General features: G+C 39.5%; 22 protein-coding genes. 6 read left to right on the forward strand and 16 right to left on the reverse strand.

Features of this window, described 5'->3' with window-relative positions; all coding sequences use genetic code 11:
- Positions 1 to 34: 34 nt before the first annotated feature.
- On the reverse strand, positions 35 to 1,108 hold the full coding sequence (locus CDZ88_RS12190; protein ID WP_100373808.1) for a M42 family metallopeptidase: 1,074 nt from the start codon (positions 1,106 to 1,108) through the stop codon (positions 35 to 37).
- A gap of 240 nt (positions 1,109 to 1,348) precedes the next feature.
- On the opposite strand from CDZ88_RS12190, the gene CDZ88_RS12195 reads away from it, so the two are divergent.
- Positions 1,349 to 1,657, forward strand: a complete 309-nt coding sequence (locus tag CDZ88_RS12195) for a PepSY domain-containing protein (protein WP_100373809.1) — start codon at positions 1,349 to 1,351, stop codon at positions 1,655 to 1,657.
- Between the two features lie 37 nt (positions 1,658 to 1,694).
- On the opposite strand, the gene CDZ88_RS12200 is transcribed toward CDZ88_RS12195, so the two are convergent.
- Both CDZ88_RS12200 and trmB read right to left on the reverse strand, forming a co-directional pair.
- A complete protein-coding gene (locus CDZ88_RS12200) occupies positions 1,695 to 2,555 on the reverse strand; it encodes a YtnP family quorum-quenching lactonase (protein WP_100373810.1) in 861 nt (286 codons plus the stop codon).
- Positions 2,556 to 2,677: 122 nt separating this feature from the next.
- Positions 2,678 to 3,322: a tRNA (guanosine(46)-N7)-methyltransferase TrmB gene (gene trmB, locus CDZ88_RS12205; RefSeq protein WP_100373811.1), complete on the reverse strand. Its 645-nt coding sequence runs from the start codon at positions 3,320 to 3,322 to the stop codon at positions 2,678 to 2,680.
- Positions 3,323 to 3,471: 149 nt separating this feature from the next.
- Between trmB and CDZ88_RS12210 the strand changes: the two genes are divergently transcribed.
- On the forward strand, positions 3,472 to 3,768 hold the full coding sequence (locus tag CDZ88_RS12210; protein WP_100373812.1) for a YtzH-like family protein: 297 nt from the start codon (positions 3,472 to 3,474) through the stop codon (positions 3,766 to 3,768).
- A 101-nt stretch (positions 3,769 to 3,869) separates the two neighbouring features.
- Here the strand turns inward: CDZ88_RS12210 and CDZ88_RS12215 are convergent, their stop codons facing one another.
- Positions 3,870 to 4,658 (reverse strand): phosphotransferase family protein, encoded by a 789-nt coding sequence (locus tag CDZ88_RS12215; RefSeq protein WP_100373813.1) that lies wholly within the window; start codon positions 4,656 to 4,658, stop codon positions 3,870 to 3,872.
- Between the two features lie 499 nt (positions 4,659 to 5,157).
- On the opposite strand from CDZ88_RS12215, the gene purU reads away from it, so the two are divergent.
- Positions 5,158 to 6,021 carry a formyltetrahydrofolate deformylase gene (gene purU, locus CDZ88_RS12220; RefSeq protein ID WP_100373814.1) on the forward strand — a complete coding sequence of 288 codons (864 nt, stop codon included), beginning with the start codon at positions 5,158 to 5,160 and terminating at the stop codon, positions 6,019 to 6,021.
- A 388-nt stretch (positions 6,022 to 6,409) separates the two neighbouring features.
- Here the strand turns inward: purU and CDZ88_RS12225 are convergent, their stop codons facing one another.
- From CDZ88_RS12225 to thpR, 5 genes are all read right to left on the reverse strand, one after another.
- Positions 6,410 to 6,718, reverse strand: coding sequence for a HicB family protein (locus CDZ88_RS12225; RefSeq protein ID WP_100373815.1), 309 nt, complete (start codon positions 6,716 to 6,718; stop codon positions 6,410 to 6,412).
- A gap of 193 nt (positions 6,719 to 6,911) precedes the next feature.
- Complete coding sequence (locus tag CDZ88_RS12230; RefSeq protein ID WP_100373816.1) at positions 6,912 to 7,844, reverse strand: hypothetical protein; 933 nt, start codon at positions 7,842 to 7,844, stop codon at positions 6,912 to 6,914.
- Between the two features lie 134 nt (positions 7,845 to 7,978).
- Positions 7,979 to 8,656 (reverse strand): LrgB family protein, encoded by a 678-nt coding sequence (locus tag CDZ88_RS12235; protein ID WP_100373817.1) that lies wholly within the window; start codon positions 8,654 to 8,656, stop codon positions 7,979 to 7,981.
- Positions 8,649 to 9,029 (reverse strand): CidA/LrgA family protein, encoded by a 381-nt coding sequence (locus CDZ88_RS12240; RefSeq protein WP_100373818.1) that lies wholly within the window; start codon positions 9,027 to 9,029, stop codon positions 8,649 to 8,651. The genes CDZ88_RS12235 and CDZ88_RS12240 overlap by 8 nt, the downstream gene beginning before the upstream one ends.
- The gene (gene thpR / locus CDZ88_RS12245; RefSeq protein ID WP_100373819.1) at positions 9,022 to 9,597 is read right to left on the reverse strand and encodes an RNA 2',3'-cyclic phosphodiesterase; all 576 of its coding nucleotides are present in this window, start codon (positions 9,595 to 9,597) and stop codon (positions 9,022 to 9,024) included. The genes CDZ88_RS12240 and thpR overlap by 8 nt, the downstream gene beginning before the upstream one ends.
- Before the next feature lie 190 nt (positions 9,598 to 9,787).
- Here thpR and cysK point away from each other — a divergent pair, with 190 nt between their 5' ends.
- Complete coding sequence (gene cysK, locus CDZ88_RS12250; RefSeq protein WP_100373820.1) at positions 9,788 to 10,729, forward strand: cysteine synthase A; 942 nt, start codon at positions 9,788 to 9,790, stop codon at positions 10,727 to 10,729.
- A gap of 60 nt (positions 10,730 to 10,789) precedes the next feature.
- On the opposite strand, the gene pepV is transcribed toward cysK, so the two are convergent.
- Positions 10,790 to 12,202: a dipeptidase PepV gene (pepV, locus tag CDZ88_RS12255; RefSeq protein ID WP_100374684.1), complete on the reverse strand. Its 1,413-nt coding sequence runs from the start codon at positions 12,200 to 12,202 to the stop codon at positions 10,790 to 10,792.
- A gap of 364 nt (positions 12,203 to 12,566) precedes the next feature.
- Here pepV and CDZ88_RS12260 point away from each other — a divergent pair, with 364 nt between their 5' ends.
- Positions 12,567 to 12,785, forward strand: a complete 219-nt coding sequence (locus CDZ88_RS12260; protein ID WP_198507851.1) for a DeoR family transcriptional regulator — start codon at positions 12,567 to 12,569, stop codon at positions 12,783 to 12,785.
- A 126-nt stretch (positions 12,786 to 12,911) separates the two neighbouring features.
- Here CDZ88_RS12260 and CDZ88_RS12265 read toward each other — a convergent pair whose 3' ends face one another.
- The 5 genes from CDZ88_RS12265 to CDZ88_RS12285 all read right to left on the reverse strand — a co-directional run bounded on the left by CDZ88_RS12265 (position 12,912) and on the right by CDZ88_RS12285 (position 18,536).
- A complete protein-coding gene (locus CDZ88_RS12265; RefSeq protein ID WP_100373821.1) occupies positions 12,912 to 13,622 on the reverse strand; it encodes a pseudouridine synthase in 711 nt (236 codons plus the stop codon).
- Positions 13,612 to 14,298, reverse strand: a complete 687-nt coding sequence (locus tag CDZ88_RS12270) for an NAD(P)-binding domain-containing protein (protein WP_100373822.1) — start codon at positions 14,296 to 14,298, stop codon at positions 13,612 to 13,614. Before CDZ88_RS12270 ends, CDZ88_RS12265 begins: the two co-directional genes overlap by 11 nt.
- Positions 14,299 to 14,354: 56 nt before the next feature.
- A complete protein-coding gene (gene rodA / locus CDZ88_RS12275) occupies positions 14,355 to 15,539 on the reverse strand; it encodes a rod shape-determining protein RodA (RefSeq protein WP_100373823.1) in 1,185 nt (394 codons plus the stop codon).
- A gap of 38 nt (positions 15,540 to 15,577) precedes the next feature.
- A complete protein-coding gene (ftsW, locus tag CDZ88_RS12280; RefSeq protein ID WP_100373824.1) occupies positions 15,578 to 16,720 on the reverse strand; it encodes a putative lipid II flippase FtsW in 1,143 nt (380 codons plus the stop codon).
- Positions 16,721 to 16,904: 184 nt separating this feature from the next.
- Entirely contained in the window at positions 16,905 to 18,536 is a 1,632-nt protein-coding gene (locus CDZ88_RS12285; RefSeq protein ID WP_100373825.1) for a putative polysaccharide biosynthesis protein, read from the reverse strand.
- A gap of 209 nt (positions 18,537 to 18,745) precedes the next feature.
- Between CDZ88_RS12285 and CDZ88_RS12290 the strand changes: the two genes are divergently transcribed.
- Positions 18,746 to 20,026: a BaiN/RdsA family NAD(P)/FAD-dependent oxidoreductase gene (locus CDZ88_RS12290; protein ID WP_100373826.1), complete on the forward strand. Its 1,281-nt coding sequence runs from the start codon at positions 18,746 to 18,748 to the stop codon at positions 20,024 to 20,026.
- Between the two features lie 237 nt (positions 20,027 to 20,263).
- On the opposite strand, the gene CDZ88_RS12295 is transcribed toward CDZ88_RS12290, so the two are convergent.
- A complete protein-coding gene (locus CDZ88_RS12295; protein WP_100373827.1) occupies positions 20,264 to 20,626 on the reverse strand; it encodes a VOC family protein in 363 nt (120 codons plus the stop codon).
- Positions 20,627 to 20,638 lie beyond the last annotated feature (12 nt).

Here is a 20,638-nt window from a genome sequence, read left to right on the forward strand (position 1 = left end):
CCTCCACAAAATTAAACACGATCTACGAAAGGAATTAGACACCTTTTGTAATTTGATCAAGTGTGCTTTGGTCTGTTGATTTCACGAGTTTTACGACAAGCTCTTTTGCTGCTGCATAATCATCAATATGAATAATCGATGCCGCGGTGTGAATATAACGAGAGCATAACCCAATAACTGCAGAAGGAACTCCATTACCAGACGTGTGAACACGACCTGCATCCGTTCCACCTTGTGAGATAAAGTATTGGTAAGGAATATTATTTGTTTCAGCCGTATCTAAAATAAACTCTCGCATTCCACGATGAGTGACCATCGTACGATCTAAGATGCGAAGAAGGGCCCCTTTCCCTAAATGACCAAAGGCATCCTTCCCACCTGTCGCGTCATTAGCCGGACTTGCATCAAGAGCATAAAAAATGTCAGGTTTAATCATGTTAGCCGCCGTTGCTGCCCCACGTAAACCTACTTCTTCTTGTACGGTTGATCCAGAATATAAAATGTTTGGCAGTTTTTCGTCTTGTAATTCTTTTAATAATTCAATCGACAGACCGACCCCGTAACGGTTATCCCATGCTTTGGCTAATATCTTCTTTTCATTAGCCATTGGAGTAAACGGACAGATTGGCACAATTTGTTGCCCTTGTTTAACGCCTATTTTTAAAGCGTCTTCTTTATCATCTGCTCCAATATCAATGTACATATTTTTAATATCCATTGGTTTTTTACGTTGGGATTCTTCTAATAAATGTGGAGGTGTCGATCCGATCACACCGATTACAGGACCAGCATCTGTCATAATTTGAACACGTTGAGCAAGTAATACTTGTGACCACCAACCACCTAATGTTTGAAAGCGAATTAACCCTTTTTCACTAATCGATGTGACCATGAAGCCCACTTCGTCCATATGACCTGCCACCATAACTCTCGGGCCTGTCTCATCCCCACGTTTGACTCCGAAAATACTTCCTAAACGATCTTGAACAATCTCATCCGTGTATTTCTCTAGCTCAGAGCGTACAAACTTTCTTACATCATGTTCAAATCCAGGTGCACCTTGTAATTCAGTTAATGTTTTAAATAATGTCATCGTTTCTTGATTCATAATAAACCCCTTTCGATTCCCGAAAAATTATGTACAAGTCTATTTTATCTGAATCCTCGAGCTATTTCTACTTTGGCGAGTGATTTGGTTCAGAAAAAGGATACATCCTTTTAGTTGGAAAACCTTACAAACATTTTGTATACTAGAGCTAGTTATCATTGTTGATAAAAAAGCCGCAATGTATTCATCTATGTGAAACACTTCTGAACAGAATATTGTAAGAGTGAGAGGATGAGGGAAATGAGTATGAAACGTTTTGCTCTAGGCATTGGAATTGGGTTAGCTGCTGGATATTTTTTGAAGGAAAATTTAACATGTGAGAGTACCTCACCTGAACGAGCATTAAAAAACGTAAAGAAAACGGTCTCCTCGCGTCATGCTATTTCAGGATCTTGGATACACATGATCCCAGAAACAATCGAAAGAGAGCATGTACAAGTAGAGGTTTACCGTGGTGGTATTTCCACAACAACGGAAACAGGTACTGTACAATACGAATTTTTAGCTGATACCAAAACAGGAACATTACTTGAATTAAAGGCATCCTAATCAAAAAAACTTCTCCATAAATGGAGAAGTTTTTTTATTACTCATTCGAGTAAACATACTGTTTGCGTTCAATTGAATCAACAAGTTGACCATTTTCATCCCATTTCACTGCACGATACTTACAATCATGATAAAAGAAGAACCACGCATCATGTTCTTTTGCATACTTTTGCCACTTTTCCTTGCTATAGATCGAGTCCATAGGAAAATCATCATAGGCAAGCACCCATAAAGGATTTGCATGGGCATGTGTTGGCATAATATCTGCAAGGTGTACGAAAGTTTCTCCCTGGTGTTCAAGCACTAAAATAGAATGACCGTCACTATGGCCTCCTGTATGAATGAGTCTCAAACCTGGTATCACTTCGATTTCTTTTTCAAACGTTTTCACTTGGTGTTCAATTGGCTTCCAGTTTTGCTCCCAGTACGTATTTTTTGAGCGAATGTTTGGATTTCTCATTTCGTTCCATTCAATAGCTGAGGTATAGACTGTAGCATTTTCAAACGTAGGTATTAGTTCCCCGTTCTTTTCTTTTGCAAGACCTGTTGCATGATCAAAATGCATATGAGTCATTAAAACGATATCGATATCGCCGGTTGTTATTCCTAATTTCTCTAAATCTTTTTCAACAGTCGATTCTTCTTTAATCCCGTAATTCCTTTTTTGTTTTTCGGTAAATCTCCCTTGCCCAATTCCGGCTTCAATTAGAATGTTTTTACCGTCTTTTTCAAGTAAGATTGGATCGGCACGCAGTTCAATTTGATTACTTTCGTTATGAGGGTATTTTTGACTCCATAACGGTTTTGGTACTACTCCAAACATGGCCCCTCCGTCCATATGAGTGACACCACCTTGTAACCATGTCATTTTTAGATCATCTCTTAATAATTCTTCCATCTACATAACCTCCTATAAATATTATTGATTCGAGTAACTTTAAGCAATCCACTATAAATTTCATATGTACCTATGTTAACACTTCTCGATCCAAACAAAAAAACCCTTCTTGAAAGAAGAGTTTATTGTTCTTTATATCTAGCTTCAAGTCGGTAAATACGCATACCTTTTTTAGAGAACTTCTCTTCATACTCCGTCATGATGTTCCCTTCAAACGAACTACGATGAAGATCAAGACTGACATTTTGAAGTGACATTCCATACGTAGACATACTATGCAATGAGTATTCGAATAGTGCTTGGTTATCCGTTTTAAAGTGGATTTCCCCATCTTTCTTTAAAACATTCTGATACAAGGTTAGGAAATTTTCATGCGTTAAACGACGCTTTGCATGACGATTCTTAGGCCATGGATCAGTGAAATTAATAAATAAACGATCAATCTCACCCTCTCCGAAGAAGTCTAACAATCCATCCACATCTTCATTTAAAAATTTCACATTCGTCTGTTCTGAATCACGCACTCTCTCCATCGCAGAGATTATAACGCTATCGTATTTCTCGATCCCGATAAAATTGATGTCTGGATGCTGCTCGCCCATCCCTGTGAGGAAGCGCCCTTTGCCAGTTCCAACTTCTACGTAGATCGGGTTGTCATTGCCAAACAGTTGATTCCATTTATTTTTATATTGTTGCGGGTCTTGTATAACAATCGACGGATATTTCTCCATCTCTTCTGTTGCCCACGGCTTGTGTCGTAAACGCACCGTTATCACTCCTCAATTCTCTGACTCAATCATGTATTATAACGTGTCTGATCTTGAATGTATATGGAGATTTCTTTCTTTTGTTAGAATAGTCTTCTTCTGTTAAGCACACGATACCAGTAAACCGTAATTCATGAGGAGGAACACAGATGCCATTATCCAGCCAACATAAAATAGGTTTACTCTGTGATATTTTACAAAATCAAGCAGACGAAAAATATATGACTGACGATGAAGCAACCCAAATCAACCGATTACTTCAATCATTAACAAATGACCCTTCTGTCTCAAGTGATATGAAACATACGTTAACAGAGATCACTCAACACCATGTCATCAATCATCAACCGTTCGAACAGAAGGATGTAGAAAAATGGCTAAATGTTATCAATCATCCGTCAATCGACAGCAATTCTACTGATTCCCCAGGAAATACTTACAGTTAACCTGTGGTTTTTTATTTATTTCCGTTTTCATGACAGTTTTTTCATCGACAAAGGGTCTGACGATATCGTCAGACCCTTTGTTTAATGAATTCTATTTACTTTTACTTACACCCATCAACTAATAATGAATGTAAGTAATCCTTAAATTTATCAACTTCCTCAAACTGTTTGCGTTCGTAATGCCATAAAATAATTGAAATCGTTTGAGAAACAACATACCAGTGCATTCTCTCACGTAACGACTCACCTAATAAAAGACCATATTTCTCTATCCACTCTTCCCAATCGTGTTCAGGAATGTAGGAATACAGTAATAAACCTAAATCAAGTGCGGGATCAGCAACGGTAGCTCCATCCCAATCAATTAAATACAATTGTTCTTCTTCTCCATGAATCCAGTTATTATGATTAATATCACAATGACAAACCACATATTGATCATAAACGACTTGATCTAGTTGCGCGGCTAAGTAAGCCATACCTGTTTCGATAATGTCATCTTCCACTTGGTTCAATTGCAATTGAACACGCAAGTTGTCAATAATGACATCCGCGGATAAAGGCTCATTGCCGATTCGCTTAAACATGGCTAATAATTCATTTGAACCATGAATTTTCGACAATAGTTTAGCCACTTTTCGTTCTTTCATTTCGTAAGCTTTGAGCTCACGCCCTTTTACCCAACGTTGTGCCGTAACGACATCACCGTTCTCTAAGCGCTTTGTCCAAAGTAGCTTAGGTACAATCCCTTCCGCAGAAAGAACAGCAAGAAATGGTGATGAATTGCGTTTCAGAAATACTTTCTGGTCACCTTGCTGGGCTATATATGCTTCACCTGTTGCTCCACCAGCTGGTTCCACCTTCCAGCCATCTCCTAAAAACATCTCCAACCCATTCACCCTCAATTTCCATTTACTTTCGCATCACGTTATTGCTTTATCTTCTTAGTATAGCGTATTTCATCTTATTTACCTATGAAAATTTAAATCAATTCGTATAAATCAATCAATTTTTTGTGTTTATAATTGTCAACATTTTCTATTAGTTCATGAACATGATAAATCTAACTTTATTTAGTTCGGACTTCATTCTTATAGACTAAACTTTATCCTACCAAAAATCAAAGATCTTCGTCAACGATCTTTATTTTGAAGGCTGTTCACAATTTTAGTTAATACTTAAAAAGTGAAAGCGTTTACTTTGATTAACTTATGAAAAGATGATTGACAGAGTGAATACTCCTTTGCTTCAATATTGAAAGCACCTTTTCATATGATCTGTCATTAATGGAATTACTAATAAGAAGATACACTCTCGATTCGATACGATCTTACACTCTAAAATCAAACGAAAAAAACGAGCAGATGTTGAATGAACGGAGGATATGACATGAAACAACACACAAACAGAGCAAGATTATTAATTTCTTGCAAAGACAAAGCAGGCATTGTATCGGCAGTCTCAACTTTTTTACACCATTATGATGCAAACATAGTGCAATCAGACCAATTCTCTACAGATCCTGAAGGTGGCATGTTCTTTATGAGAATCGAATTCGATCTCGGTATCCAAAGCCCCGACTTTTTCCGTTTTAAACAAGAGTTTAAAGAGCTTGCGACAGAAATGAATTTAGACTGGAAAATGGAACTCGCTTCACGCAAGAAAAAAATGGCGATTCTCGTATCAAAAGAAGACCATTGTTTATTGGAATTATTATGGAAGTGGCGTGCAGGCGAGTTACATGTAGATATTCCAGTCATTATCAGTAACCACCCAACAAATAAACAAATTGTTGAAAGTTACGGCATCCATTTTGTTCACATTCCTGTTTCAAAAGATAGAAAAGCCGAAGCCGAACAAGAAGCGATTGACCTTCTCAAGCAACATGACGTTGATTTCATCGTCTTAGCTCGTTATATGCAGATTCTAAGTCCAAACTTCGTTAACTCATTCCCACATCGCATTATTAACATCCACCATTCTTTCCTACCTGCATTTATCGGTGCGAATCCATATGCAAAAGCATTTGATCGTGGTGTGAAGTTAATCGGTGCAACGTCACATTACGTGACAGATGATCTAGACGAAGGGCCAATCATCGAACAAGACGTCCTCCGAGTGAACCACCGTTACTCCACCCAAGAACTAAGAGTAGCAGGAAGAAACGTCGAAAGAATCGCCCTAGCAAGAGCCGTAGAATGGCACGCAAACGACCAAGTCATCGTCTACGGCAACAAAACCGTAGTGTTTTAAACCGAAAAGCGGAAGGGCTCGTTTAGTGGCGTATAAAATGGAGGGCGGCGATCGAGATAAAGGAAACACGAAGAACGCAGTGATTCGATGTTGACTTATCGACCGAGGCGAACGGAATTTTACTAGCCACTGAGCCCGCAGCTAGACACGAAAAGCGAAGGTTGCCCGCTTAGAGGCGTGATGCAAATGTTCTGGCAGATTAAAAGCGGCGAAGTCCTTTTTTTCCATTTTCTTACTGCATTTGCGCGGAAACATGCTGATTTCGCGCGGAAATGATCCTATTTCGCTTGCAACCGGACAAATTTTGCGCAGAAACCGGTATAATTTGCGCAAAACGTCCTCTATCTCGACAAAACAAAAAATCGATCCTTCAAAAGGGATCGATTTTTCAGTGTAATTTTTTCAGTTCCACGTTTATATACGCTTCTTCTTCTTTTGTCATAGCAGGTTCAATATAGACGAGGTGTGCACCTTCGTTTCCTTCTGGTAAGGCTAGTTCACCGTTTCTCATCACCCACAATTTCAACGCTTCTCCTAGTCCGCGCTTTGCTTCTTTTACCGTATAACCGAAGCTGACGCATCCTTGTGCACCGATAATTTCAATCATGATTTCTGTTCGTCCCATCCAATCAGGGACTCTTCGAACGAGCCATGAGAAATGGTCCACTTGATAACTGTTTTTGTTATACTCCTTCATTTCGAGACCCCCTCCGTTTATTGCTTATGCTCTACATATTGCTATTGTATTGATTCAGTTTTAAAGTGCCTCACTTATTTAATCTGACAAGCGCAAATAAAAACCCTATGCCTTGCATAGGGGACGTTAGTATCCTTGTTCATTATAAGGATTTCTTTATTCAATTACAATGTTCGACAGTTATTTGGAATTTTTAGTTTTCTTTCTCGCTTTGACGATGGTAAGAAAGAGTATGTGTCGTTGCTAGCAATAATTGCGCAACTTTTTGCTGCTGATGTTTAATAGGTGATGGATTTCGCTTCAACTTCTCGTGCCAACTTTCAAAGCCGCGCCTGTCAATTAATTCCACCTTCGAACCTGGTATGCGATGGTCAATAATGCCCTGATTAGCAAATACGACTTTGCGAATTGGAACGCTTATTCCTGCTTCTTCTAAGATAGGGCCAATCACGCCACTCATTCGTGATAATGACAATAGTGGACTAATGCGCTTCTTCCTTGTTTCATCAATATATTCCGTCCAAAAGCGGTCAGAACTCGCTTCAAATACGCTGTGCTCTTGTCCATCTAATAGGGACACACAAATTATTTCATTTGGAGTGATGAGAAGAATTTCTAACTCAATCGGAGCTTTTTTTATAAAGAAGACAGGTCGATACATAACAAAATAATTATCTGGTAATTGTTGAGTAAAAAAACGCAAAACATCATCTCTTTTATAACGCGGGTGCAAGGAAGACTCTTCTAACAATGAAGAACTAGCCCAACGTAACTGCGAATGATATAAGTCATCTAAAAACTGATTTTTCAATTCTTCTAAACTTAACGTATGATCAACTGTTTCTCTCTCTTCTTCTGTAACCATATCATGTTCTTCTACTTTAGTTGATTTCCAATTTTTCATTTTAGCTACCGCTTGCGACAGAAAATTGTGTCCTTTTTCCTGGTTCATTCCTTCGGGTCTATTAGTACTTGACTCTCTGTTTTCCGGGGTCTGTAGACGTTCCCATTCGCTTTTAATAAACTTCCAACGATCTTTTTTCATACGGGAAAATTGATTAGGGTAACGCTGCATATCGGACTGATATCTAGATACATAGTCTTCTAGTTTAATTAAATGTGCCATCTATATCCCCCTAATTCTCTGGGTGATTCTGTCTTTATAATGAAATAGTACCATACCTTTTTACTAAATAGAATGAAATGATTGATACTCGCTTTTTTTTCACGATTACTCCGAACATATACACAATTGCTTCTTTACAGAAGTATGGAGACAAACATAGCAATGAGAATCGCACTAATAGTCATGGCAATTGAGCTTGCTGCACCATCTATTTCACTATTTTCAAAAGCTTTTGCTGTTCCTATTGCATGAGATGCACACCCCATCCCTATACCTCTTCCAATTGGATGTGTGATGTTAAACCACCGGTAGAGGTATGGTGAAAATAAAACACCACTCACCCCAGCAATAACGACAAATACGGCCGTTAAAGAAGAGGCCCCACCAAGATTTTCAGCCACTTGCATGGCCACAGGTGTCGTCACAGACTTGGGAGCCATTGCACCAATAATTAACGGATCAATCCCTACCCATCTTGCTAGCAGGACCCCGCTATAAACACCAACAAAGGATCCAAACGTGACACTAATCATTATGGGGACAAAAAGCCGTTTGAGCATCGGTAACTGTTTATAAAGTGGGTAGGCCAGGGCAACGACTGCTGCCCCTAATAAATGATTGACCCACCCATTCGCTTGTTGATAAATGGAGTAATCAATATCCAGTATTAACAACACGGCAATGATCATTCCTGTTGATGTTACCAAGGGAAGAGTAAAAGGGTACGGATACCGACTATATACATGTCTAGCAAGCCCATAAGCCACAATTGTCAAACTGAACATGGAAATTAGTAACAAAGCATCAATCATCAGCTTGCTCCTTTCTATTAACAAGCCATTGGGCCATTATTCCAGACAGGACAAAAACAACGATTGTACTAAAGATCGTCACAAGAATTAACCAAAAACCATCCCCATTAAACACATCTAAATAACCAAGGATTCCGACAGTAAATGGGACAAATAACAACGGCATATGGCGAATTAATAAGTTTGTCCCGTTCTCTATTAAAGAAACCGGAAGGATGTTTGCAAACAACAATAGAAAGAGTAGCAACATCCCAATTATGCTTCCAGGAATAATCAAATCAAACACTGACTGAACCCATGTTCCAATTATGTAAAATCCATAAAGAATTCCAATGTGTAAAATAAGTTGTAGTAATTGTAAAGCCTTATTCATTCATCTTACCCAACTCAAATCGTTCGATTTCTGTATATTTTGGCTGAGATGACGGGTCAATTTTCATCAAGCTAACATAAGACACATCCCAACGGAATACTTGCTCATCAAATGGGGTCATATTGACAGAAAAATCATGAGTTCCTTTCCACCTTTTAGCTATAGTTAGATGAGGACGATATGGTCGTTCATCTACTCGGCAACCTAGGTTGACACATGCGTTCTTAAGTTGTCGATAAAGCTGATGTAAACGGTCTGCCTCTCCTTCAACATCGACCCAAAAGATACGTGGCGACTCGTCTTTTCCAAACGTTTGTAGATCCGTCAGTTTCAGAGAAAAAGGTCGTATCGTTTGGTCTTCTAGTGTTACTTGTTGTACGTGAGACGTTAACTCCTGCTTTGTTTCATCTGAAAGAGCACCTAAAAAGACAAGCGTGATATGGAGATCATCAGGATGGACCCACTGTTTAAATGGATACGCATCTTTTAATTGCTGCAAAGAATTCTTATACGCATCTTTAATTTGATCGCTAATTGGAATAGAAAGAAAATAATGCATGTCATTCATCACGTTTTCTCCTTTGATTGAAAGTCCACTCACCCTTTATCAGTGATTGTTTCATTATATTGTATCAAATTGGAGAATTTATATAAAAGTAAGCGATACAATAATTTACCTTTATCCTACCTTACTGATAGGAAATTCATAAATAGCTGTGATAAGATAAATAATAATTATTGCGATAGGATGTGAAACGATGAGAGTAGTTAACAATATGGCAGAGCTAATTGGTCAAACACCACTTGTAAAGTTAAATCGTATAAGTCCAGTAGGCGGTGCTAAGGTTTACTTAAAAATGGAAATGATGAACCCTAGTGGAAGCGTCAAAGACCGAGCGGCCTACAATATGATTATCGAAGCTGAAAAGAGTGGTCATTTAAAAGCAGGGTCGACCCTCATTGAGCCAACAAGTGGGAACACAGGAATTGGTCTCGCTATGAATGCAGCAGCCAAAGGATACCATGCTATTCTAGTTATGCCAGACACGATGTCTCAAGAAAGAATTAACCTATTGAAAGCATACGGGGCGGAAGTTGTCTTAACACCAGGTGACAAAAAAATGCCTGGTGCCATTGATAAAGCTCATGAATTGGTTAAAGAGATCCCTAATAGTTATATGCCAATGCAGTTTGAAAACGAAGCAAACCCGGATGCTCATAGAAAAACAACAGCACTTGAAATTAAGACAGCCCTAGATAGTGTTAATGAATCATTGTCTGCTTTTGTAGCTGCGTCTGGTACAGGCGGGACAATCACAGGTACGGGAGAAGAATTAAAAAGATTTTATCCCGATGCCACTGTACACGTTGTTGAGCCTGCTGGATCACCTGTATTATCAGGTGGTAAGCCCGGTCCTCATAAATTAGTCGGAACAAGCCCAGGCTTCATTCCCTCCATTTTAAATGAATCGGTTTATGATGAGATTTTTAAGATAGAAGATGACGATGCCTACCGAGTGACACGAAGTTTAGCTAAAAAGGAAGGGATTCTCGTTGGTCCTTCATCTGGAGCAGCTTGCTTTGCTGCTTTAGAAGTAGCTAAACGCCTAAACCCAGACGATGTGGTCGTTGCTATCGCGTGTGACACAGGCGAACGTTATTTATCTACAGATTTATTTCAATTTGATGATAAAGAATAATCTTCAACTAGTAAGAAAGCGGAGATTCCATCGGTTCATACCTTGGATCTCCGCTTTTTTTTATTTAGCTAATTCATACATAGCTTCTGCATAGATGGCTGTCGCTCGAATGAGATCTTCAATAATGATGTATTCATCTTTTTGATGGGCCACATCCTCTCGCCCTGGAAACATCGGTCCAAATGCCACCCCAACATCAAGTGAACGTGCATAAGTACCTCCACCAATGGCAAGAAGAGTTGCTTCTTCTCCTGTTTGACGCTCATACACCGCTTGCAATGCTTGAATCAATGGATGATCTTTCTCCACGTAGCTTGGCTCCATATGGTCAAGAATATCAAGTGTTGCATTCTTAGCCTTTGCAAAGACTTCAAGTCCCTTTCTAATATCTTGCCCTTTCGCTGTAACCGGGTAACGGATATTGAGACCTAGTATTGCCTCTTTGTCTTTTTCATAATGAATTCGACCAAGGTTGACCGTTAATGGCCCTGAGACTTGATCGAATGTTTTGATGCCTAGCTTCTCTCCATGAAAGTCATTCGTGAAAGTAGAAGCAATATTCATAAGAAAAGTACTACCTGATCCATCAAAGGCAAATTTTGTTAGACAATTTGCTAAAAGCACGCCTGCGTTTTGACCTTTTTCTGGTGTGGATCCATGTGCGGACTTTCCGGCTAAAGTAAATGTTACTCGCTCTCCTTCCCATTTCGAATGACCTTCTAACTGCTCCTTTTCTACGGCTGCCTTAAAATGTTGTTCTAATCCTTCTAATCTAGAACGTTCTCCTTTAATAACGGCAATCGCTTCATCTGGTACCATGTTTAACCGGTCACCTGATACAAACGATTGTAATTCTACTTCACTGTCTGGATGTGTTTCAATTGGATACGATAAACGAACATCCATAATCCCCTTCTCAGCATGAATGATAGGGAAGTCTGCATCAGGTGCGAAACCAATCGTTGGCATCTCTTCATGTTTAAAATAATGCTCAACACACCGCCAATTGCTTTCTTCATCGGTTCCAAAAATCATGCGAATACGTCGACTAAGGGGAACGTCCAATTCACTTAGTAAAGATAGGGCGAAAAACGCAGCCATCGTTGGTCCCTTGTTGTCAATAGCACCTCTGGCAAAAATCTTCCCACCTCGGATCTCTGCTGAAAAAGGGGGACTCGTCCAATTCGCACCTACAGGAACAACGTCCAAGTGGCATAGGACACCAACAGACTCGTCTCCTGCACCATGTTCGACATAGCCAGCATATCCATCCACGTCCTTAACAGAAAAATCACACTCTTTACCTTTTGTTAACATATAGCTTAGAGCCTGATGAATTCCTTCACCAAATGGCTTATCTTTTGTCGCTGTTGATTCGTCTAAAACACTGTTAATACGCAGAAATTCCTGGGTTTGTTCAATTAACTTTTCTTTGCGAGTTTCAACCTCATTGATCCAATCGATCTTCATTATTTCGCTCACCTCATCATTATTTTAAGGAAAAATCAAGCAAAAGCTTTGCTTATTTCATAGATTTATTATAAAATATAACCGTCGAGAGGGGTTCGATGAGATCATGTGCTTCTAGATCACGATCACGAACCAATATCAACATTACATGGCTACATGACAAAAATCAAATGTTTCCATTTCATCCAGAAATGTGTAATGCTCTTATGCTTTAGTAATGACAAACACTGTAAGAGCTAGAAAATGAGAACACATATGCATCTCCCTCTGACGGTAAGTGATCCGCTGTAGTCCTGCATATTGATGCCGCAACTTGCATACAATTTTGTTAAGGACTTGGTCATGATTATGAATAAGGAGTGGTTTTTTGAAAACTTCAACTGATCGTATGCTGACCCGTATTAAATCCATTTACCTCTACATTAAACAAAGGGGGATCGTCACGACGACTGAATTGGTTGAAGAATTCGGCATCACCCATCGGACTGTTCAGCGTGACTTAAACGTACTAGAGTATAACAACCTAGTAAGTAGTCCTTCTCGTGGCAAGTGGAGCGTAACAGACAGGAAGACACGCGTTTCATAAGTCATGATGAGTTTTGGATGAGCTGGAATTGAACTTACCTATCAATATGTTTGTATTTAGAACGATTCCTACTTAAATCAAAAAGACGAAAGGATTAAATCCTTCCGTCTTTTTTCGTCCTCGCGGTTATCCTTCAAATAAAAGGCTATGTTCTGCCACTGTTAGTTCGCGGTATTCTCCCTTTTTTAACGTCGAATCCAGAACCAATCCCCCGATTGCTATCCTTTTTAAGAACGTCACTTTTTTATCCACCGCTTCAAACATTCGTTTGACTTGATGGTATTTCCCTTCTGTGATCTCAAGTTCAATTTCAGAGATCGTTCCTTTTGATAATATACGAAGTTCGCCTGGCTTTGTTACATAGCCATCCTCAAGGGTTACTCCATCTGAAAATGCCTGTACATCTTCATCCGTTACTTCTCCAGCTATGATCGCATAGTATGTTTTTTTCACATGCTTTTTCGGAGACATTAAGGAATGAGAGAACTGTCCATCATTGGTAATGAGCAAGAATCCTTCTGTATCTTTATCAAGTCGTCCAACTGGAAAAAGATCATACATAAGCGTTCCCTCATCTAACAAATCAAGTACCGTCCGATGTTGCTCATCTTCCGTTGCGGAAATAACACCTTGTGGTTTATTAAGCATAAGGTATAGAAATGGCTTATACAAGACGACTTCTCCAAAAACACTAACCTCTTGCTTCTCTGGGTCTACTTGCTCTTTTCCATCTTTTGCTGGTACTCCATCAATTCGGACAACGCCTGTCTTCAGAAGCTTCTTTACCTCTTTGCGTGATCCGTGCCCCATATTAGCTAATAATTTATCAAGCCTCATCCTTTTCACCTTTCTTTTCCTCTAATTCTTTTTGAATTTTTTTCGCAAAACCACCTAGATCATTGTCGAAAGATGCACGAATCACTCCACGTCCAATTTGCTTTTGTATTTGTTTTATTGCCATCTCTGGCACCTGGTGTTGATCTGCTCTATTCTTTATCTTCATCAGCATGTTTAGCGTTTCTTCTGTTGCTATTTGATTCGCTCGTAACACTTTTTCTTCTGTCATCCGCACGTACTGCATCTGTGGAAAGAGCTGTTGGATTGTTTTCGCAGCTTCGTCATATCCATCTGGAATGGCAAATAACCCTTCCCCATCTTCACACATCTGTCTCGCATGACCTACAAGCTTACAAGGAACGACCTTACATTTACCCGCACTCATCTGACGAACTTCATCCTCCATTAAGGCTGTGGCGCAATGAACAAGGAGGACATTGCCTTTAAGCAATGTCGCATGCTCATCAAAAAATGATTGATAGGCATCCTTAGGTAAGCAGAGAATAAGTGTTGTTGCTTTTGATATGTCTTCCCTACTCACTTTCGCAGTAAAGGAAAACCGACGAAGTAGCTGAGTAACCGTGTCATGATTTCTCCCGTAGATTCCTACTTTACTGTGTTGTATTTGAGTCAGTAAAGCTTCCGTCAGACGTCCAGACCCTACCATGATGATCATTATGCTTCCCCCTTTTCGGATAAAAGAAAGAACTGGAATCTATTGATTGCCAGCTCTTATGAAGCAATTTCCTCAGTTTGGAACATATAATGTCTCGTCCGCATCCCGACATTTAAAACAATTCCGACGGCGAGCATACTGGTTATAAGCGAGCTTCCCCCGTAACTTATAAACGGAAGAGCAAGACCCGTGATCGGCATGAGACCAATAGTCATCGCAATGTTTTGGAAGACTTGGAAGACTAATAAACCGATAACACCAGCAACTAAATATGTGCCATATAAATTATTACATGTAAGTGCGATGATAATCATTCGATAAAAAATTAAGAAATACGTAACAAGTAAAATTGTCGCTCCAATAAATCCAAATTCCTCTCCGATAACAGTGAAAATGAAATCGGTATGAAGCTCTGGAATATTGTCACTTTGGGTTTGAACCCCTTGTAAAAATCCGCTCCCATACAATTGACCAGAACCAATTCCACGAATCGCTTGTGTTAATTGATACCCATAACCAGACGCATACCCTTCCGGATCAAGCCAACCATAAATTCTCTCGAGTTGATGGCCTTTAATAAATTTTGTGAAGAACTCAAAATAATTAAAATGGAGCCATACAAGCATCATAATTCCTGATATTACAAGTCCCCCCAAAGCGAGAAGGAGCCTCCATGCAATTCCCGACATAAGAAGCATCGTCGCTATGATACTCGCTATAACAAGAGCTGTCCCTAGGTCTGGTTGTTGTAGGATTAAGAAAAACGGTGGCAAGCCTACCGCTAACACTTTAACGACTACCATCATATCCGACTTCAGATCCTTATCCCTTCGCTCTGTTGTGATTTTATATAATAAATGAGCAAGCGCTAAGATAACAAAGATTTTAACAAACTCAGAAGGCTGCGGTTCGGCTACTCCTAGATCCAACCACCGTGTCGCACCATTTTTATGAACCCCCAGTGAAGTGAAGGATACTAGCATGAGGGAGATCATTCCAAGGATATATAGAGGGATGGAGAAATTTTTGAATAAATCGTAATCTAAAACCATCATCGCAACCATTACGATTGCACCAACCCCGAAGAATATCGCTTGACGTCTTACAAATCGAGTCGGATCTTCGATATAATACTGCCCTGATCCACTATAAATCGCAAGCAAACTAAAACACATTAACACAAACAAGAGAAAGATCAATGTAAAATCAATTTGTTGCAAATTCGTTCTACGTTCTTCCATTGTCGCCTCCAGACGAAACAACTAGATATGCATCCAATTTAAGCAGATAACGGTTCTTCTTCATTTTGATTTATCCGCTGTTGCCGTATGTTATTTCTAGAAATATTAGCTAAGATCGCGATTGAAACAAGAGTAACCAATAATGATGACCCTCCATTACTTACAAGTGGTAATGGAATCCCTGTGATTGGCAATACCCCAGTCACAGCCCCGACATTAAAGATGACTTGTACACCGATTTGAAAAACAATACCGAATGCTAACAAGCTACCAAATGGCGTCTTACAACGTGTTCCAATCATCACACCACGAAACAGGATCAATCCGTGGCAACCAAGAACAAATAATACTCCAAACATCCCCAATTCCTCAGACACAATAGCAAAAATAAAATCTGTGTGTGCTTCTGGTAAATATAATAGTTTTTGAACACTTTGTCCAAGACCTGTACCACTTAATCCACCATGAGCAATCGCTATGTAGGATTGGATCAATTGTAAACCCGTATCATATTGATCGGCGAACGGATCACTAAATGATGTTATACGTTTCACACGATACGGTTCTGCATAGGCAAGAATACCAAATGATACCCCTCCAACGACAGCTAAAAACAATAAATGTATCCATTTAGCGCCAGAGAAAAACACAATCAACAAGGCAACAATTAAAATAGAGGTTGCTGTACCCAAATCAGGCTGCAGCATAATTAATCCAAAAATCACCGCGACGACAACGAGTGGCGGGAGTACGCCTCGCACAAATTGATCGATATACACTTGCTTTTTTGAATAGACATGGGCAAGGTAAATAACAATGCCTATTTTCACAAATTCTGACGGTTGGAGATTTAATGGACCAAACCGAATCCAGCGCTGCGCTCCACCGACTTCATGTCCGAGTGAAGTTTTGACGAGGATGAGCGAGAGCACCATAGCCCCTACGATGACAATGGTTAATTTACGGTATAAGCGATAAGGAAAGTGCATAAAGAATAAAAAAGCAGGAATGGCTAATAGAAACCACATCACTTGCCGCTTAATAAAGTGATACGGATTATTAAATTCATCAAGAGCTAGTACGTAACTTGAGCTAAATACCATTAACAGACCAAACCCAGCTAACAGGAACGTCGTAATGATAAGAAGCCAATCATTATCTTTTACAAATGAATATTTCATTAGTGTCCCCCAACTTGTTCAGTCAAAAATTTTCTAGACTGTCTCTAGCTTGGTTTATTATATCAAACGACGGAACCTAGAAAAAGAGGCTTTCGTTGCCAAGAACTGTCGAATTATCACAGTTTCGAAACATTCTAATCATTTCACATCATCTATCCACCAAAAAAGCTAATTGCTGTAGCAATTAGCCCTCTTGATTCAGTTTCTTCCGCTTCACAAAGCGAAACCTATGACCGAGTACTTTTTCAGCAAGCCCTGAGCGATAAGCTAAGAACCCATACACCCCTGCCCCCACACCAGCACCAACAAACATTAAGATAAAGCTGTTAACTCGTGTAGATAACGGGAGGAACGATTGCATCAATTGCATAAACAAAACAACCGTTACCGCCATCACAGTAGAGAATAGAAGAATCAGCATCAAGCGTTTGGCAATTGAAGAATAACTGAATTCAGCATAATAGCCAATCGCCCAAACATTAATAAGAATGGCGACTGTATAAGCAATATACGTTCCAGTAATGGCTCCAACAGGCCCCATCCACGTTAATAAAAGATAATTTAATCCAACTTTTAATAGCAAAGCGACTACTAATGAGAGAACTGCCTGCTTCTGACGATTCATCCCTTGTAAAATCGCAGCTGTAACAGCAAACAAGGAGAAGAATAACGTCATCGGTCCATAATAACGAAGAACCATTCCGCCTAAAGATAGATCATCAAATCCAAATAAAGAGGCAAAGACCGGATAAGCTAGGACAGCCATCCCGACAGCAGCTGGTACAGAGATAAATAATATAATCTGATACGTTTGTGTAATTTGACGTTGCAAAACGTCTCGATCACCAGACATAAACGACTTCGTGATCGTTGGAACGAGTGTGATCGACAAGGCAGTTGCGAGCGCCATTGGAATTAAAACAATCTTATGGACAGATTGATTTAATACCCCGAAAAATGCCTCTGATACCTCCATAAATGGCGTACCTTTTAAAGCCGGGTTCACCGTGTATAAATCAACAATTTGCACGAGCGGAATCGCAAGGCCAACAAATGAAAGTGGTAATGCATAAATAAGTAGTTCTTTATACATTTGTGGCAATGTTAGTTGATGTCGTACTGTACTTTCTTCTACTTGCTTTAAGATCGCTTTTCGACGCTTAACCCAATAGAAAATCAGTACACCAAGGCCACCAAGACCTCCGACAAACGCACCAAACGTCGCAAATCCAACAGCTAGCGCTATGTCTCCTCCACCTACACCAACAATAAGAAAAGCTGCAGCTAAAATGAAGGTGATTCGAACAATTTGTTCAATAACTTGGGAGACACTTGTCGGTCCCATTGACTGAAACCCTTGAAAGTATCCACGAATAACCGCCATCACAGGAACAATAATCAAGGCGACACTCACCATACGAATGGTAAAAATCACATCAGCTTGTGTGTTTCCACCTGGAGTTTCTATCGGTAGGATTCTCCCAGCCAAGAACGGGGCTAATAAAAATAAGATTAAAAACGCTAAAATGCCTGTCAATGACATAAGAATAAGCCCTGATTTAAATAACTTATGTCCTGTCTCATAATCACCAAGCGCATTATACTTCGAGACAAATTTAGAAATCGCTAAAGGAACGCCAAGAGTAGCCAGACTTAAAATGACTACGTATTGTGAGTATCCATACCCATATAATGCTAGGCCTGTCTGTCCAACTAAAGCTGAGAAAGGGACAATATACAAAAAACCTAGAATTTTAGAAATTAGTGTTGCAGAGGTTAACACCATCGTCCCCCGCATCAATTTTTGATCTGCCATGTTTTCCTCCTATGTAAACAATACAATTTCTACAAGAATTTAAGCACTAATAAGAATTGTAGCATAGAGAAGAAAGAATAATGGTATGATTTTTTCCGAAATTGATTATGCCCTATTTTCATAAAGTTCTGATTCTAATGGTCATCTTCCTTTTCTACATAAAAAATGCTACTCTAAAACAATCAATTATAGCGAATTAGGTGATAAATATGAATAAATCAGTCATTGTCATTGGAGGTGGCCCTGCTGGATTGATGGCTTCGATTGCCGCAGCCGAGCACGGTGCTTCTGTTACATTACTTGATAAAGGTGACAAACTTGGACGAAAATTAGCGATCTCTGGTGGGGGACGCTGCAATGTCACAAATCGTATGGAGCTTCAAGATTTAATCGCTCATATTCCTGGTAACGGACGTTTTATGCATAGTCCATTCTCTGTCTTTAATAATGAAGATATCATTTCTTTCTTTGAAGGCTTAGGAATTGAACTGAAGGAAGAAGACCGAGGACGAATGTTTCCTGTCAATGATAAGGCGACAACAGTCGTCGCGACTCTTCTCAATCGAATTCGGGCATTAAATGTCAAGATACGCACGAATACAGCTGTGGAAACGATTGAGTTTGAAGATCAGAAAGTCCATGCTGTCTTGTTAAGAGATGGTCAGCGTTTAGTAACGGATGCTGTGATTGTTGCAACAGGAGGCAAGTCGGTTCCTCACACAGGGAGTACAGGTGATGCCTATCCTTGGGCAGAAAAAGCAGGACATACCATTACTGAGCTTTACCCGACTGAGGTGCCGATCACTTCTACGGAACGATTTATTAAACAAAAACAACTGCAAGGACTCTCGTTAAGGGACATTCATCTTTCTGTTATCAACCCTAAAGGCAAAATCATCAAAACACATGAGGGTGATATGATCTTTACCCATTTCGGAATCTCAGGTCCTGCCGCACTTCGTTGCAGTCAGTATGTGGTTAAGGCGCTGAAAAAATTTAAAACAAGGACCATTAAAATGCAAATTGATTTATTCCCTACGCAACACACTGAAGTTATTTTTCAAGATTTGATCAAGCGTGTGAAAGAAGAACCGAAAAAAGCTCTGAAAAATTTATTAAAGGGCCTTGTTCCAGAACGTTTCTTATTGTTTATGTTTGATCAATTAGAGTTAGAGAGTTCACAAGCAGCCAATACATTTTCACATGACAAACTAAAAGAGATTGCTTCTTTTTGTAAAAGCTTCTCCTTCCAAGTAGATGGAACTCTTTCCATCGATAAAGCCTTCGTCACTGGAGGCGGTGTTTCTGTTAAGGAAGTCGCGCCAAAAACTATGGAATCAAAAAAGAAAGAAGGCTTGTTTTTCTGTGGAGAAGTTTTAGATATTCACGGATATACAGGAGGATATAATATCACTTGTGCCTTTTCCACAGGCTATACAGCAGGAAAAGCAGCGGGTGAACTTGTGAATAAGTCCATCCTAGAAAAATAAGTTATTCACATGTTCATAGAAGAGTTAGACCGATTTATCTGTGCCTACGACTAAGTACTCTAATCCCTGTGCATAACCTTGTGTATTACACACAGGTTATGCACAGACTGTTAGTATTATCTGAAAATTTGTTGATAACGCTTTCCTTGTACACAATAATCTGTGGATTTATTCGTGTGGTTGAATGTTCATTCATTTCTACTAGAGGTAGACTACGATTATCCACATGTTTATAACTTAAGCCCGTGCAATCATTTCAACTCGATTCCCAAAAGGATCTCTAAATTCAAAACGTTCATGCCCTGGAATGGGAACAGAATCTACTAGATCAATCCCCTCGTGCTCTAGCACTTCTCTCCAATAATTGATGTCTTCTACTTCATAAGCCAAATGGGCCTTTGTTACGAAGCGGTCAAACCCTTCCTCGGTCCCTACATGAACTTCAAAGTTTCCTACTCGTAACCAAAAACCCCCACGTCCTTTTAAAGCATTTGGCTTCTCTACCTCTTCAAGACTTAACACTCGGCAATAAAAGTCTCTCCCGGCCTCTTCTTTCCCCTGTGGAATTGTGATCTGTGCGTGATGCAGACCAATAATCATAACCATTCACCT

This window comes from Bacillus sp. FJAT-45037, from assembly GCF_002797325.1.
Lineage (GTDB): Bacteria > Bacillota > Bacilli > Bacillales > Bacillaceae_D > Alkalihalophilus.

Excerpts from the sequence above, each read along its gene's own strand:
- CDZ88_RS12190 (WP_100373808.1), bottom strand. The coding sequence starts at position 1,108 with ATGAATCAAGAAACGATGACATTATTTAAAACATTAACTGAATTACAA.
- CDZ88_RS12195 (WP_100373809.1), top strand. The coding sequence starts at position 1,349 with ATGAGTATGAAACGTTTTGCTCTAGGCATTGGAATTGGGTTAGCTGCT.
- CDZ88_RS12200 (WP_100373810.1), bottom strand. The coding sequence starts at position 2,555 with ATGGAAGAATTATTAAGAGATGATCTAAAAATGACATGGTTACAAGGT.
- CDZ88_RS12210 (WP_100373812.1), top strand. The coding sequence starts at position 3,472 with ATGCCATTATCCAGCCAACATAAAATAGGTTTACTCTGTGATATTTTA.
- purU (WP_100373814.1), top strand. The coding sequence starts at position 5,158 with ATGAAACAACACACAAACAGAGCAAGATTATTAATTTCTTGCAAAGAC.
- CDZ88_RS12225 (WP_100373815.1), bottom strand. The coding sequence starts at position 6,718 with ATGAAGGAGTATAACAAAAACAGTTATCAAGTGGACCATTTCTCATGG.
- CDZ88_RS12230 (WP_100373816.1), bottom strand. The coding sequence starts at position 7,844 with ATGGCACATTTAATTAAACTAGAAGACTATGTATCTAGATATCAGTCC.
- CDZ88_RS12235 (WP_100373817.1), bottom strand. The coding sequence starts at position 8,656 with ATGATTGATGCTTTGTTACTAATTTCCATGTTCAGTTTGACAATTGTG.
- CDZ88_RS12240 (WP_100373818.1), bottom strand. The coding sequence starts at position 9,029 with ATGAATAAGGCTTTACAATTACTACAACTTATTTTACACATTGGAATT.
- thpR (WP_100373819.1), bottom strand. The coding sequence starts at position 9,597 with ATGAATGACATGCATTATTTTCTTTCTATTCCAATTAGCGATCAAATT.
- cysK (WP_100373820.1), top strand. The coding sequence starts at position 9,788 with ATGAGAGTAGTTAACAATATGGCAGAGCTAATTGGTCAAACACCACTT.
- CDZ88_RS12265 (WP_100373821.1), bottom strand. The coding sequence starts at position 13,622 with ATGAGGCTTGATAAATTATTAGCTAATATGGGGCACGGATCACGCAAA.
- CDZ88_RS12270 (WP_100373822.1), bottom strand. The coding sequence starts at position 14,298 with ATGATCATCATGGTAGGGTCTGGACGTCTGACGGAAGCTTTACTGACT.
- rodA (WP_100373823.1), bottom strand. The coding sequence starts at position 15,539 with ATGGAAGAACGTAGAACGAATTTGCAACAAATTGATTTTACATTGATC.
- ftsW (WP_100373824.1), bottom strand. The coding sequence starts at position 16,720 with ATGAAATATTCATTTGTAAAAGATAATGATTGGCTTCTTATCATTACG.
- CDZ88_RS12285 (WP_100373825.1), bottom strand. The coding sequence starts at position 18,536 with ATGGCAGATCAAAAATTGATGCGGGGGACGATGGTGTTAACCTCTGCA.
- CDZ88_RS12290 (WP_100373826.1), top strand. The coding sequence starts at position 18,746 with ATGAATAAATCAGTCATTGTCATTGGAGGTGGCCCTGCTGGATTGATG.
- CDZ88_RS12295 (WP_100373827.1), bottom strand. The coding sequence starts at position 20,626 with ATGATTATTGGTCTGCATCACGCACAGATCACAATTCCACAGGGGAAA.